Origin of the sequence: Catellatospora sp. KI3 (assembly GCF_029948125.1) — a bacterium.
GTDB lineage: Bacteria > Actinomycetota > Actinomycetes > Mycobacteriales > Micromonosporaceae > Catellatospora.
Genome location: NZ_JASAMB010000003.1, coordinates 143600 through 156679, shown reverse-complemented (window position 1 = coordinate 156679; position 13080 = coordinate 143600). Strand labels below are relative to the sequence as shown.

The window sequence follows — 13080 nt, the reverse complement described above, 5'->3', positions numbered from 1 at the left end:
CGCGTCCATGATTTCGCGATGCGGCCTTCGAGGAGGACCCGATGTCTGATGCGGAGAAGTACGCAGAACTGAAGCAGCAGCTCATCGAGGCTGGCGAGGCGCGCCGCAAGGCCCTCAGCATCGAGCGGACCGACGAGACCCGTGCGATCGGCGAGCGGCTCACCCAGGCGGCGAGCAAAGGGATGATCGTCGAGTGGACGATCCGACCGCAGGACCCGTCCGAGACCGTGGCCGGAAGGTGCGTCACCAACTGCGGATGTAGCTGCATCGCCTAAGGAGACCATGTGCCGCTCATCGGGGTCGGTTACCGCAGCGAGGTCGGACCCTTCATCCGCGAGAGCATGCCGCCCATCGAGGCGCTCGAAATCACAGTCGATCACTGCATCCGGAGCATCCCCGAGCACCGCCGGGACTTCCGGCAGCTGCCGGAGCTCTGCCCGGTGTTCCTCCACGGCGTGGGCCTGTCTTTAGGAACGGCCCAGCGCCCGGATTCCGGCTATCTCAGCGACGTCAGGCAATGGGCGCAGTGGCTGGGGGTGCCGTGGTACAGCGAGCACCTGGCATTCACCAAAGTCCCCGGTCTCGATCATGCCCAACTCCTGCCGCTGCCGAGGACCGAGCAGACTCTGCGGATCCTCTGCGACAACATTGACATCGTGCAGGATGGCGTCGGCCTCCCCGTGGTCCTCGAGAACATCTCCTACTACTTCGACTACCATGACTCCGAGGTCTTCGAGGCCGACTTCCTCGCGGAGGTCTGCAACCGTACCGGGGCGGGAATCCTGCTCGACCTCGAGAATCTCCGCATCAACTCCAGCAATCACGGGTATGACGCGGGCGCCTTCCTCGCGGCCCTGCCGCCGCGAGCAGTCCGGGCGATCCACCTCGCGGGGGGCTGCGAAAGCCACGACCTCGCCATCGACACACATGACCGCCAGGTGTCCCCCGCGACGTTCGCGCTCCTGCCCGAGGCGCTGCGGCGACATCAGCCTGACGCGATCATCATCGAGCGTGACCAGGCCTTCGAGGGCTTCATGGAGGTGCTGGTCGACGTCGAGCAGGCCCGGCGCATCCGCGACGAGGCCGCCGCGGATCTCCCCCGATCCGCGGGCACGAGCGAGGTGCCGCCGCCTCGGCCCACGGTCAGCGCTTCCGCGCGACGACGAACCTTGTTCGACCGCCAGCGCTCGATCCTCGAACATCTGTCGAACCCGGCGGGGTACGCCTCGGCAGAGCCGCTCCGCGGCGCCCCTGGCGGCGTCCGCGGCGACCACCTGGATCGCCTGGCGCTCGTCGGCAGCCTCGTCCTGGCCAAACGCTGGGAGAAGATCAAGAGCATATTGCCTGCGACCTGCCGCTGCCTGGACGCGCACGCCGCGCACCTGATCCGCGAGTTCGCTGCCGTCGAGCCACCGCGGTCCCCGGGCCGGCGCGAGAACGCCCGGCAGTTGCACGATTTCATCGTCGCATCAGCCGGCCGGGTCGAACCCGACTACCTCGTCGACCTTGTACGCCTCGAGCACATGATCGCGTCCGCGACCTTCTCCTCGCGCGAGCGGGAGCAGCGGCGGTACCCCTTCGCGCCCCCCGCAGCCGGGGAGAGCTTTGACTTGCGCTCCGCCAGCGATCTCAAGATCCTTAAGACCCCGTTCGATCTGAAGCGGGTGCTCGACGGCGCAGACTCGGCGACGCTCGACCGCGGGCCCGATCAGACCGTGGCTGTCGTGCCCGGCGCGGACAGCGCGCGTGTCTTCTGGCTCGATCCCGGCGTCGCGGCGCTGCTGCTCACGCTGGACGACTGGACGACTATCCATGCGGCGCAGGCAGAGCCGATCCAGGAACTCGTGCTCTCGCTGGCGGCGGGGCACCTTATCGAGGTCCGCCCGTGCGTATCTGCCTGATCGGGAAGTACCCTCCGATCCAGGGAGGCGTCAGCGCGAGGACATATCGTCTCGCCCACGGGCTCGCCGCACGCGGTCACGCCGTTCACGTGGTCACCAATGCGGCGGAGGTCGAGGATCAGTATCGAATCCAGCTGCGCCCGGAGGATCGAACGCGCCTCGGCGGCCACTACGGTCCTGGAACGGTCCGCATCCACCAGACGCTGGCCGACCACTATGGCCAGTGGCATGTGCCGTGGCACAACCCCTACGCGACCAAGCTCGCCGGGCTCGCGATCGAGACGATCAAGGAGCACGATCTCGAGTGCGTGGTCTCCTGGTACCTGGAGCCGTACGGCGTCGCCGGTCACCTCGCCGCGAGTCTCACCGGCAGGCCCCATGTCATCAACACCGCGGGCAGCGATGTGGGGCGGTTATGGCACCAGCCTGGGATGCGCTCGCTGTACGACGGGATCTTCCGCGCCGCTGACGTCGTCATCGGCGTCAGGGGCCTGCCCAAGGCGCTCGCGGAGATCGGTGTTCCGCGCTCGAGGATGATGCCGAACGACGGGCACTTCGTTCCTCTCGACGAATTCGCTCCTGACGGCCCAGCGCTCGAAGTCGCGCCGGCATCGACCGCGCCCACCATCGGGGTGTTCGGCAAGCTCGGACGCTTCAAGGGTGTCCTGCCCCTGGTCCGCGCGATCCGGAACTGCCTGGATCGAGGGGTGCCGGTCCGGCTCGCGGCCATGGTCCAGGGCGAGGCACCCGAGGAGGAGGCATTCGCCTCTCTCGTCGAGGAGCTCGACCTGCGCGACCACGTCATTCGGATCCCGTTCATGCCCCACTGGCGAGTGCCCGAGTTCCTTCGCGGCTGCGATGTGGCGTGCTGCCTCGAGCAGGACTTCCCGATCACGGCGCACAACCCGGTCATCGCGCTTGAGGTCATGGCCACAGGGACTGCAGTCCTGCTGTCCCACGAGATCGCGGCGAAGCAGCCGGAACGCCAGCGGCTCGCGCACGGGTACAACTGCTGGATCGTGCGCGATACCAACGATCATGAGGAGATCGCGGAGTGCCTCGCCCTCGCCCTCGCCGAGCCCTTCCGCGCCGAGGTGGGAAGGCGAGGCCGGCTGTTCGTCGAGCACGTGCAAGCGCAGTGCCGGTTCCCGCAGGCGTTTGAAGCCGCGATTCACCGTGCTGTCCATCCCGATGCCTCCGGCGCGGAAGCAGAGGACGTCGTCGAGGCTTCACCGAGCGACGGGCTGCCTCCGCTGCTCGCCGCGATCCGCCGCAAGCTCGAACAGGCGGACTCGCCGCCCGCGGAGCTCTCAGATCTGAGCCGGGTGGCCGACCAGCTTCTGAGCGCGTGCGACGAGGCATCCGTGAGTTGCGATGGCTCCCTGTTCCGACTCGATACGCGGTGCCCGGCCTGGAGCGACGAAGCGGCCGCAGGGTGCCGGCCCTCGCTCGTGCCCGGGGCGCGCGCGGAGCTCTACGCGCGGGACCCGATCGCCATGCTCACCGAGGACCCCAGCTCGGACGCGACAGCCGAGACCCTGGTGATCGTGCTGCCATACGCACAGCCGCAGGCGATCAAACTCTTCACGCTGACAGCCCGGGCCGCGGCTTTCGTGATCGCCTGCGATGGAACGAGGAGCATCGCCGACGTCGGATCACGCGTCGGCTGGGACTCCCCGGGCCCGGCACGCGCACTGGCCGAGGAGCTCTCTGCGCTTGGCGTCCTGGCCCTGAACGCGCCTCACCCCACGGGATTGGCGATGGCCGACTAGGAGCCGTCGCTGCCGGTGCTCAACGCCATGAATGCTGGTAGCGGGCAGGGCCGCGCACGTCGGTGCCAGCACCTACCTCCGTCTGGATGAACAGCCGCCCGATCGGCCGCGGCTGCCGGCGCCCGCAGCGGCGCGTCGCCCGGCGTCGCCAACCCGACCCGGCCGCTGGGCGGACGCCGTATCAACCGGCCTGCGTGCCTCCTCTTACTCGGCGTCCGACCGACACAGGAGGCGCAGATGCCCAATCACCTGAGTTTCACCGGCGAGCAGTACGAGTACGAGGCGGGTGGCGTGACCCATACCGGCGGGAGCCTGTGGGCCGTCGCCGACACCCTCGACGTGCTGCTGCGGACCGCCCCGGCGACGTACTACACCGTCACCGCCCCCGCCCTGCACCGGGCGGCGCTGCCCGGCGGGGCGTCTGGAAACTCGCTGCTGGCCGGCCTGACCGTGGTCCGGCGCGTCGGTGGGGAGATCGAGCAGGAGTCGGCCGCCGCCAAGGACACCGTCGAACCGCACAAGCTCAAGGGCGTCTCCGGTGTCGCGCACTCCGAGTTCCAGGCGCTGCTGGCCTGGTTCGAGGCGGCTGCCGTGAACCTGAACCAGGAGACGGCGCTCGCCGTCATCGTCGAGGCGCACCAGACCAACAGCCCGTGCTCGACCTGCCAGAAACTCATCGGCGGGGTGATGGTTCGGCTGGCCGCGCAGTACGGCAAGCCGGTCATCTTCCGGGGTTCGGCGTTGCAGGCCTATGAGCTCGCTCCGGGCGCGCTCGGCCGGATGCTCCTGTCGGTGCGCTCAGGCACCGGCAAGTACGACACCCAGACCCCGCCTGTCATGAACGACGTCCTGGGCACCCACCTGATGGTCCCGCTGATGCGCAGCTGACCCGTACGCCGACGGCCAACGGCTCGGCTTCGGGGCCGTCGGTGGGTTGCCGGGTACAACTCCTTGGCGTACGACCCGGTCCGCAAGGACGTCATCGTACTGACCTCGCTGTTCGCGGGTGCGAACGGCGAGCAGCCGGCCAACCAGATGGCATCGGCGATCATCGGGGCGCTGTACGGCCGGCCGCTGATCCCCGCACCGTCGCCCAGCCGATGAGGTGGGTACGCCCGTGCCCGGAGGGACCGCGGGCACGGGCGCATCGGCCGCGGCGGCCGCGCACCGTTCTGGTGGGTGACTGTCGCTCCCGTAGAAGGCCATCCGGGTGGCCGTGGCCGGAGGCGTCGATGGGCGGACTGCCTTGCGCTCAAGCGCGGTTGAGCTCCTAGCCTTGCGCAGCATGACCTACGTGATCGCGCTGCCATGCGTGGATGTGCTGGACAAGGCATGCGTCGAGGAGTGCCCGATCGACTGCATCTACGAGGGCGACCGGATGCTGTACATCCAGCCGGACGAGTGCATCGACTGCGGCGCCTGCGAGCCGGCCTGCCCCGTCGAAGCCATCTTCTTCGAGGACGACCTGCCCACCGAGTTCACCGGGTACGCCGCTGTCAACGCCGAGTTCTTCAGCTCGATCGGCTCACCCGGAGGGGCCACGCAGAAAGGGCGCGTCGCCGGCGACCACGCTCTCGTAGCGGCACTGCCGCCACGGCTTGCCGGCGGCACATCGGCTTGAGGTCAGCCCGGATCGTTCCGCTCGCCCTCGTCGTGGAGGCGGACCGGTCCCTGGCCGCGTGTCCGGAGCCCGTCATCAGGGTTGAGCAGATCGCATAGTTTCATGGACAGGCAGCCGCACCCTATGCAGGCGGTGAGCTGGCGTTCAAGATTGGTGAGGAAGCGTCGCCGTTCAGCGAGCTGGCGTTTCCACACCCGCGAGACCCGCACCCAGTCCTGGTGGCTCGGTGGTTGGTCCACCGGCAACGTGGTGAAGATGTCTGCCACGTCGGCCAGCGGGATGCCCAGGCGCCGGGCTGCCAGAACGAGCGAGATGCGCCGCAGCATGTACCGCCGGTACAGCCGCTGATTACCGCTGTTGCGCTCGGCCGTGATGAGCCCTCTCGCCTCGTAGAACCGCAGTGCAGAGGGCATCACGCCGGTCCGGGCGACGACCTGCTGGACGGTGAGCAGGTCGTCGGGGTGCGACAGCGGTGGCGATGACACGGCCGCAGCATAGGACCTCAACCGCAGTTGAGATCAAGTCGGATCGCGGGTATCCGTGCGGTGCCGGGGGCAGTCGGCGCAGGCGCAGGTCGGCCGTGGACAGGCGGAGCTCGCGGTAGCTGCCGTCGCCAGTGATCGTGCCCTACCACCGGACGGGGACATGCCAGGGCGACAAACCGGGTCGGCCTTCTGCTCGCCGACGGTGCGCAGGTGGGCCCAGCGTCAGCGCAGCATCGCGAGCAGGCCCACCTCGTCGGCCAGCACGCCCGGCTGCGCCAGCGCGCGGAAGTCGTTCTCGACCGAGGCCAGGTCCAGCGCCCCCGCCCGGACGGCGCGGTAGCGGACCACCGACCACACGAACACGTCGAGGTTGTCGAACCGGGTGTGGCCCTCGATCACCTGCTCCTCGTGGAACCACAGCGCCACCTGGCCGCTGGCCAGCACCACGTGGTAGCTGCCGCTGCCGTCGGCGCCGATCGACCAGACGTCGTCGCCCGACACGGTGGTGGTGGTGTAGTCGGCGTCGAGCAGGTCGCACTCGTTGGCGGTGAAGTCGAAGCCGTAGGACCAGTCGGCGATGTCGAGGAAGTCGGCCATGGATCCCGAGCGCACCCGGCGGTCGAAGGCGGCCAGGGACGCGGCGGCGCCCGACGGCAGCCGCGACAGGAACGGTTCCACGGCGCGGGTCGTGGCGGGCAGGCTCACCCGGGGCGCGGACGGGAACCAGCGGGCCAGGTCGTCGTCCAGGCCGTTCTCGACGTAGCCGTAGATGTGATCAAGGGTGAGCGCCATGCGGCGAATGCTACGACAGGCGGGTGACGCCGCCAGCCGACAGTCCGGCCGTGCGGTGAGAGGCGGCCCGCAACCCGAGGTGATGGGCTTCCTCTCAGCGTCGCCACGCCGCGTTTCAGCGCGGCATGCCGCCAGACCGTTCCACGGCGGGCATCACTACTGCCGCCAGCAGCACTTGCGTCAGCCACGATGCGGCACCCGCGCCGGGAAGGGGCCGGGATCAGGCCCCGGCCCCTTCCGCCTGCCGTGCTACCGGGAGCCGGTCACCTGGTCAGGAGCCGGGATGTAGCCGTTGACGTCGCTGATGAAGCCGTTCTCGAAGATCACGCACAGGGTCGGATCGTTGGTGCAGCCCGGGGCGCCGAAGTCGATCGCCCGTACCCGGAACCGGTGGTTGCTGACCGTGGGCGAGAAGGTGAACGGCTGCCCGACCACCGGGCAGCTGGTGCCCGACCACTGCGAGTTCAGCCGGCCCTTGTCCACCCAGGCGCCGCCGGTGTCCATGTCCGACACCCACACCTGCACCGCCCGCTTGGCGTCGTGGCAGTTCTGCAGCGTGTAGGTCTTCACGCCCTGGGTCGGGGACGGCGACGCGACCATGTCGCTGAGCCAGATCAGGTTGACGCCCCAGAACCGTCCGCCGTAGACCATGTAGTCCCGCCGGTTGGTGTTGAACAGCGCCTGGCCGCTCGGGGTGCTGATCAGGTTCCACTCGTAGACGGGGGTGGACGACCAGACCAGGTCGATGCCGTAGTTCTGGGCGCCCCAGCGGATGTAGCCGGGGCTGTCGGCCACCCGCAGCGCCACCTTCGTGGTGGAGGTGATCGGGGCGTCCGGGGCCAGGCCCTCGGCGTAGACCTCCCACCTGGAGTTGGGCCAGTCCGTCCAGCCCAGGTTGATGCCGTAGTCGCGTACCGAGTAGCGCAGCGCCTTGAGGCCGTTGGTCTGGTTGCGCAGCGGCCCGTAGCCCTGGTTCCAGGTCGGCAGGCCTTCCCAGTCCACCGCGGCGGCGGGCGGGGCGTCCGCCAGCGTGCCGGTGTCGGCGAGGTCGGGGCCGGCGGCCGTGGCGGGGCTGCTGGTGATCGTGGCCAGCAGCAGCGCTGCGGCGGCCAGGAGCAGACCGTGTTTGCGTGGCATTGCGGGTCCTTCCGAATCCGTTGTGGCACATGACAGCCACTACGGCGTTCCATGCCGTTCCCCGCGGTTCCACCCCGGCTCAGTACGCCGGACCCGTGTCCTCCGGCCGGGCCCGCGCGAGACCCGCGAGCGTGTCGAGGGCGGCGGCCAGGCCCGGCAGGTCCGGCGCGGACACGGCGATGCGGATCGCGTTGGGGACCTGCTGCGGATCGACCGCGAACGCGGCCCCGGGACTCACCGAGATGCCGTGCCGGGCCGCGGCGGCGACGAACGTGTCGGTGCGCCACCGGTCCGGCAGCCGCCACCAGCAGTGGTAGGAGTCCGGGTCGGCGCTGACGTCGAAGCCCGCCAGCCGCTCGGCGGCGATCCGCTGCCGGGCGGAGGCGTCGGCCTGCTTGGCCGCCACGATGCGGGCGGCGGTGCCGTCGTCCATCAGCGCGGACGTCGCGGCCAGCGCGAAACCGGTCGCCGGCCACGGTCCGGACCGGATGCTCGCGGCCAATTCCGCGTCGAGCCCGGGGGGTGCCACGACGACGCCGAGGCTCAGTCCTGGCGCGATCTGCTTGGTGAGGCTGTCGACGTACACCGTGCGGTGTCCGGCGGTCGCGGCCAGCGGCAGGGCCTGCCGGGCGAGGTAGGCGTTGACGCCGTCCTCGATCGCGATGAGGTCCAGTTCGCCGAGCAGGTCGCGGATCTGGTCGCGGCGCCGGTCGGGCATGGTGATCCCGAGCGGGTTGTGCAGGGTCGGTTGCAGGTAGACGGCGCCCAGGGGGTCGCGCCGGTGCGACTCGCGCAGGTCGGTGGGCTCCAGGCCGTGTTCGTCCATCCGGATCGGGACCAGGGTGACGCCGAGCCGCGCCGCGATCGCCTTGACCACCGGGTAGGTCAGCTCCTCCACGCCGAGCCTGCCGCCCGGCGGGACCAGGGCCGCGATCGCGGCGGCGATGGCCTGCCGGCCGCTGCCGGTGAACAGCACCCGGTCGGGGGCGGGCGTCCAGTCCCGGCGGCTGAGGAACCGTGCGGTCGCCGAGCGGGCCTCGGCTGTCCCCGCGGCCGGAACGGGCTCCAGGCTGGCCGCGAACGACGGGCTGTGCAGCAGTCGCGCCATGGTCGGGGCCATCATCTCGGCCTGGCCGGGCAGCACCGGGAAGTTCGCCTCCAGGTCGACGATGCCTGAGGTGGCGGGACCGGTCGGCGGGCGGGAGCCGCCGGGCAGCACATAGGTGCCCCGGCCGACCTCGCCGGCTACCAGGCCCCGGCTGACCAGTTCCCGGTACACCCGGGCGGCGGTCGAGACGGCCATGCCGCGGTGCCGGGCGAACTCCCGCTGCGGCAGGAGGCGGTCACCGGCCGCCAGCCGCCCCGAGCGGATCTCAGCCTCGACCGCGTCGGCCACGAGTCGAAAGTCGTCCATGGGAATCCTCTGCGCGACGGACCGGGTCAACGGCCGAATCATGTACCGCATGGTCGGGGCTGTCAATACATTGCATCGGAGCAAATTGCACTGAGGTATCGAAAGTAATCACTGTCACATATGCTGACCGCAACCGGTACATCAAGCTGCTGATACATGGAGACGGTGGCGGATATTTGCGATTGACACCTCGAGCGCACCGAGGCCAGCATCACAGCAATAGGCAGCAGTGGTCGGTTCATTTTGCCGGGGAGGGCGCATGCGACCCGCAGATCTCGTCATCACCGAGGGCAGTCCGCTGGACCACGGCACCCGAGCACTGTGGACCGAAGGAGACCTGTGGCGCAGCAGAATCCACTTCGAGCTCGCCTACCGGCAGGCCGAGCAGGCAGGCGACCCGCAGGCTCAGGCCCTGGCCGCGCTGGGCCAGGCCGGTCTGTGGGTGCACGAGCATCGCGGGGCCGCCGCGGCGGCCGCCGTCGAGGCACGCCTGGCCCGTGCGCTGTCCACGCTCGACCCGCGATCCCCGCTGGCCCTGCGGATCAGACTGCGCCAGACCGCCGAGGCCGACTACCGTCGCGGCCGAACCGCCGACATCCTCGCCGCACTGGCCGAGGCCGAACGCAGCGGCGACCCGGTGGTGCTCACCGAGGCGATCAGCCTGGCGTACCACTGCCTGCTCGGACCCGACCACGGCCCGCAGCGCCGCGAGCTGAGCCGCCGGATCCTCGCCGCCGCCGTGGACGCCGGCTGCCGCTCCGACCTGGTCATGGGCATGCTGTGGCAGACCGCGGGGCGTTTCCTCGACGCCGATCCGCACGCCGAACGCAGCCTCACCGAACTGAAACAGTTGCTGGCCGAGCAGGATCACCTGGCCGTGTCCTTCGTCGTGCAAGCCGTCGACGTGATGCTGCTGATCCGGGCCGGCCGCTTCGCCGACGCCGAGACCCTGGCGACCGCCTGCGCGCACCGCGGCCGGCAGGCCGGAGACGCCGACAGCTCGGGCTGGTACGGCGCGCACCTGTTCGCCCTGCGCTGGTACCAGGGTCGCACCGACGAACTGCTGCCGATGCTCGAAGAGATGGTCAATTCACCCACGCTCAGCGCCACCGACAACTCCTTCCTCGCCGCGTGGGCCCTGGCCCGCGCCCGCGCCGGAGACCACCGCCAGGCCACCGCCGCCCTGGCCCGCCTCACCGGCCCCGACCTCGCCTGTCTGCCCCGCTCCAGCAGCTGGCTGGTGTGCCTGTACGGCGTCGTCGAGACCGCCTGCCTGCTCGGCGACCCCGCCACGGCCGCGGCCGCCTACAACCTGCTCGCCCCGTACGGCCACCTGCCCATGCTCGCCAGTGTCGGCATCAGCTGCTTCGGCTCCGTCCAGCAGGCTCTCGGTGTCGCCGCCCTGACCACGGGCGAGCCGGACCGGGCTGTCCGTCACCTCAGGGCCGCCGTGCACGACAACCTCGTCCTGGGCCACTTCCCGGCCGCCACCACCTCCCGTGCCCGCCTCGCCGAGGCGCTGCGCCTGCGTGCCGCCCCCGGTGACCGCGCCCAGGCCGATACCGAACACCACCTTGCCGACCGCGAAGCCGCCGACCTCGGCATGTCGCTGCCCGCCGGCGTGTTCCGGCCCGCGCCTGGCCGTGCCGTCAAGCGGCCCGCGCTGTGTCGACGACAGGGCGCCAGCTGGGAGATCGAGCTCGGCCACCGCACCGCGACCGTCGACGACAGCGTCGGCATGGGCTACCTCGCCGCGCTGCTGGCCAATCCGGGCTTCGAGATACCCGCCGTCGATCTCGCCGTCGGGCCCGGTCGGCCCGTGCCCACCACCGACGTCGCCCAGCCGGTGCTCGACGACGCCGCCAAGCAGGCCTACCGGCGCAAGCTGGCCGAGCTGCAGGACGAGCTCGACAGCGCCGAGGCCGCCAACGACCTGGCTCGCGCCGAACGGACCCGGGCGGAGAAGGACTGGCTGATCGCGGAGCTGGCCGCCGCCACCGGGCTGCACGGCCGGGTCCGCAGCTTCACCGGCAGCGGCGAACGCGCCAGGGTCGCGGTCGGCAAGGCGATCCGCCGTGCCCTGGACCGGATCGCGGCCGCCGACCCGGTCATCGGCGAGGAGCTGCGAGCGGCGGTGCGGACCGGAGTCCGCTGCTCTTACCGGCCGAGCTGAGCCACGCGTGACCCGTGCCGGCGGCGATGGAGGGTGGGAGTGCCTCGACAGGGTCTGTTGCGGCGGGTGTCGGCGCGGCATGTCTGGGAGGCGCGGGATGCGATCGGGTCATGGCGGCGGCACAATCTACGTGGACGTGTGCCGGATGGACCGCGTTGCGGAAGAGCCCCTGCCCAGGGCTGCGAACTCAGAAGCAGGAGCCCTCTTCCGCGCTGTGGCCCCGCCTAGGCGGGGCCACACCCGTTCTCGCTGCCGACGACCACTCGGACGATCGGTGCGACCTGGCGGATCGCCTCGACTCCAACGCTGGTCATGCAGGGCAGCAGTACCGCCGTCACGATCACGGCGGTCTTGCGGTGGCCGGATGTCCGGCCAGGCCCGCGACGGATCCGGTCGCGTGCCATGGGCGCCCACCTTTCGGTCGACCCTGCCCGAAGGCAAGGGGAGCCCGTTGCTCCGCGGAGGCAGCGGGAGCCGACCGAGGGCGGACGTCGGTCGCCCGCACCGACTGTACGGCTGGCGCAGTAATGCACGGCAGGCACGCCGACACGGCCGAAATCACCGTTGATCCGGCCAACCTCCCGCTCCACCCTTACGTAATGCCTGGTCGCGCGCACTCTCAGCCGGGCGGGACGGACCTGCGCCACGACCTTTCGGGGTACGGTAGAAGATCCCTTTGTAGCCTTGAGCCGGTGCTCGACTCCCTTGGTGTAGTCGAGCCGGTCCGCACCGAGCGTGACCGCCTTCGGGTCGCCGCGGCCCCGGGCGCGACGGATCCGGCCCTGCTATCCCGCGTCGGCGACATCGTCGCCTACTGCGCCGTGCGACGGGCGGTGGCGGAAAGGCTCATGTCCAGCCGATACCGCCCGGCGCGGTCCGACAAACCCCCTCCGGCCTACGCGGCGCGGGCATCAGCCGTCGCCCGGTCGGCCCGTCGACGCGACGAACACGGTCCTCCTCGGTCAACTCCGCCGGTTTTCCGCGCCGCGAGACGCGAACCCGTACCCCGGGCAGGCCGGCATCAGGTCCCGGAGACGACGCCCCGCCACATCGATCGACAGAGGGCGACGGGAAGCACTGCGAGCCCTGCCGGACTCGACCATCGAACCACCTGGCCTTCGCGCCAGTAGAGCCGCAGCCGGCACCGGATGTGCGGCCGCCACGGCCGCGGTCGCGACAGGCCGGCGACGTAGAGCTGACCGGCACAGCCGCCGGGGCCGGTCCCGCCATGCCCGATGTGCCGTCACGGTGAGTAACAGGTGCAGATTCATGGCTGGAAGGCCGACCGCGCCCGCACGACGATCGGGCTCGGTGTTGACGTCGGGGAAGGAACCTTCGACGTCACCGTCCGACCGCACCCCGGCCTGCCGTCGAAGAAGTACACGTGCTTCGTCGTGCGGTCCTACCACGCCTACGGCTAGTCCGCGAGGACGCCCGACGCCTGCACCACCACCACCTTCTAGCAGAGGAGCCCACATGATCAAGGTATTGCTCGCCGCCGCGCTGGCCACCGTCCCGGCCGCGCCCCCGGCGCCGTCGGACCAGCAGGCCACCGCACTGAGCACGTCGCAGATCAGGGTGATCTGGCAGGACAACTCCAGCAACGAGACCGGCTTCGAGGTGTCCGACGGCGTCGCCACCTGGACCGTCGGGGCCAACACGACCCGCTTCGTCAACTCGCTGCTGGCGTCGAAGGCGTACAAGTGCTACCGCGTGCGCGCCTACAACCTCGTCGGCAAGTCGGCCTGGACGCCGTACACCTGCGCGACCACCCTCTAGGAAGGA

14 protein-coding genes and 1 pseudogene are annotated in these 13080 nt (G+C 70.3%); 9 read left to right on the top strand and 6 right to left on the bottom strand.

Annotated elements, in window-relative coordinates; all coding sequences use genetic code 11:
• Window positions 1-41 precede the first annotated feature (41 nt).
• The 6 genes from QEZ54_RS07280 to fdxA all read left to right on the top strand — a co-directional run bounded on the left by QEZ54_RS07280 (window position 42) and on the right by fdxA (window position 5294).
• Window positions 42-275: a hypothetical protein gene (locus tag QEZ54_RS07280; RefSeq protein WP_281303703.1), complete on the top strand. Its 234-nt coding sequence runs from the start codon at window positions 42-44 to the stop codon at window positions 273-275.
• Between the two features lie 9 nt (window positions 276-284).
• Window positions 285-1901, top strand: a complete 1617-nt coding sequence (locus QEZ54_RS07275; RefSeq protein WP_281303702.1) for a DUF692 domain-containing protein — start codon at window positions 285-287, stop codon at window positions 1899-1901.
• A complete protein-coding gene (locus QEZ54_RS07270) occupies window positions 1886-3673 on the top strand; it encodes a glycosyltransferase (protein WP_281303701.1) in 1788 nt (595 codons plus the stop codon). Before QEZ54_RS07275 ends, QEZ54_RS07270 begins: the two co-directional genes overlap by 16 nt.
• A gap of 237 nt (window positions 3674-3910) precedes the next feature.
• Window positions 3911-4561, top strand: a complete 651-nt coding sequence (locus QEZ54_RS07265) for a hypothetical protein (protein WP_281303700.1) — start codon at window positions 3911-3913, stop codon at window positions 4559-4561.
• A gap of 63 nt (window positions 4562-4624) precedes the next feature.
• The gene (locus tag QEZ54_RS07260) at window positions 4625-4777 is read left to right on the top strand and encodes a hypothetical protein (RefSeq protein WP_281303699.1); all 153 of its coding nucleotides are present in this window, start codon (window positions 4625-4627) and stop codon (window positions 4775-4777) included.
• Between the two features lie 181 nt (window positions 4778-4958).
• On the top strand, window positions 4959-5294 hold the full coding sequence (gene fdxA, locus QEZ54_RS07255) for a ferredoxin (RefSeq protein WP_281303698.1): 336 nt from the start codon (window positions 4959-4961) through the stop codon (window positions 5292-5294).
• A gap of 2 nt (window positions 5295-5296) precedes the next feature.
• Here the strand turns inward: fdxA and soxR are convergent, their stop codons facing one another.
• The 4 genes from soxR to QEZ54_RS07235 all read right to left on the bottom strand — a co-directional run bounded on the left by soxR (window position 5297) and on the right by QEZ54_RS07235 (window position 9122).
• Window positions 5297-5779, bottom strand: coding sequence for a redox-sensitive transcriptional activator SoxR (gene soxR, locus QEZ54_RS07250; protein ID WP_281303697.1), 483 nt, complete (start codon window positions 5777-5779; stop codon window positions 5297-5299).
• Window positions 5780-6001: 222 nt separating this feature from the next.
• Window positions 6002-6571, bottom strand: a complete 570-nt coding sequence (locus tag QEZ54_RS07245; RefSeq protein WP_281303696.1) for a hypothetical protein — start codon at window positions 6569-6571, stop codon at window positions 6002-6004.
• Window positions 6572-6820: 249 nt separating this feature from the next.
• Complete coding sequence (locus QEZ54_RS07240; RefSeq protein WP_281303695.1) at window positions 6821-7708, bottom strand: hypothetical protein; 888 nt, start codon at window positions 7706-7708, stop codon at window positions 6821-6823.
• A 79-nt stretch (window positions 7709-7787) separates the two neighbouring features.
• Window positions 7788-9122: a PLP-dependent aminotransferase family protein gene (locus tag QEZ54_RS07235; RefSeq protein WP_281303694.1), complete on the bottom strand. Its 1335-nt coding sequence runs from the start codon at window positions 9120-9122 to the stop codon at window positions 7788-7790.
• Between the two features lie 259 nt (window positions 9123-9381).
• On the opposite strand from QEZ54_RS07235, the gene QEZ54_RS07230 reads away from it, so the two are divergent.
• Window positions 9382-11295, top strand: a complete 1914-nt coding sequence (locus QEZ54_RS07230; RefSeq protein ID WP_281303693.1) for a hypothetical protein — start codon at window positions 9382-9384, stop codon at window positions 11293-11295.
• Window positions 11296-11519: 224 nt separating this feature from the next.
• Here the strand turns inward: QEZ54_RS07230 and QEZ54_RS07225 are convergent, their stop codons facing one another.
• Both QEZ54_RS07225 and QEZ54_RS07220 read right to left on the bottom strand, forming a co-directional pair.
• Window positions 11520-11699, bottom strand: a complete 180-nt coding sequence (locus tag QEZ54_RS07225; RefSeq protein WP_281303692.1) for a hypothetical protein — start codon at window positions 11697-11699, stop codon at window positions 11520-11522.
• Window positions 11700-11799: 100 nt separating this feature from the next.
• Window positions 11800-12050: pseudogene (locus QEZ54_RS07220) on the bottom strand (trehalose-6-phosphate synthase); the annotation flags it as partial.
• Between the two features lie 504 nt (window positions 12051-12554).
• Here QEZ54_RS07220 and QEZ54_RS07215 point away from each other — a divergent pair.
• Together QEZ54_RS07215 and QEZ54_RS07210 are read left to right on the top strand one after the other, a co-directional pair.
• Window positions 12555-12716 carry a hypothetical protein gene (locus QEZ54_RS07215; RefSeq protein ID WP_281303691.1) on the top strand — a complete coding sequence of 54 codons (162 nt, stop codon included), beginning with the start codon at window positions 12555-12557 and terminating at the stop codon, window positions 12714-12716.
• Window positions 12717-12771: 55 nt separating this feature from the next.
• Window positions 12772-13074 (top strand): fibronectin type III domain-containing protein, encoded by a 303-nt coding sequence (locus tag QEZ54_RS07210; RefSeq protein ID WP_281303690.1) that lies wholly within the window; start codon window positions 12772-12774, stop codon window positions 13072-13074.
• The last annotated feature ends 6 nt before the right edge of the window (window positions 13075-13080 follow it).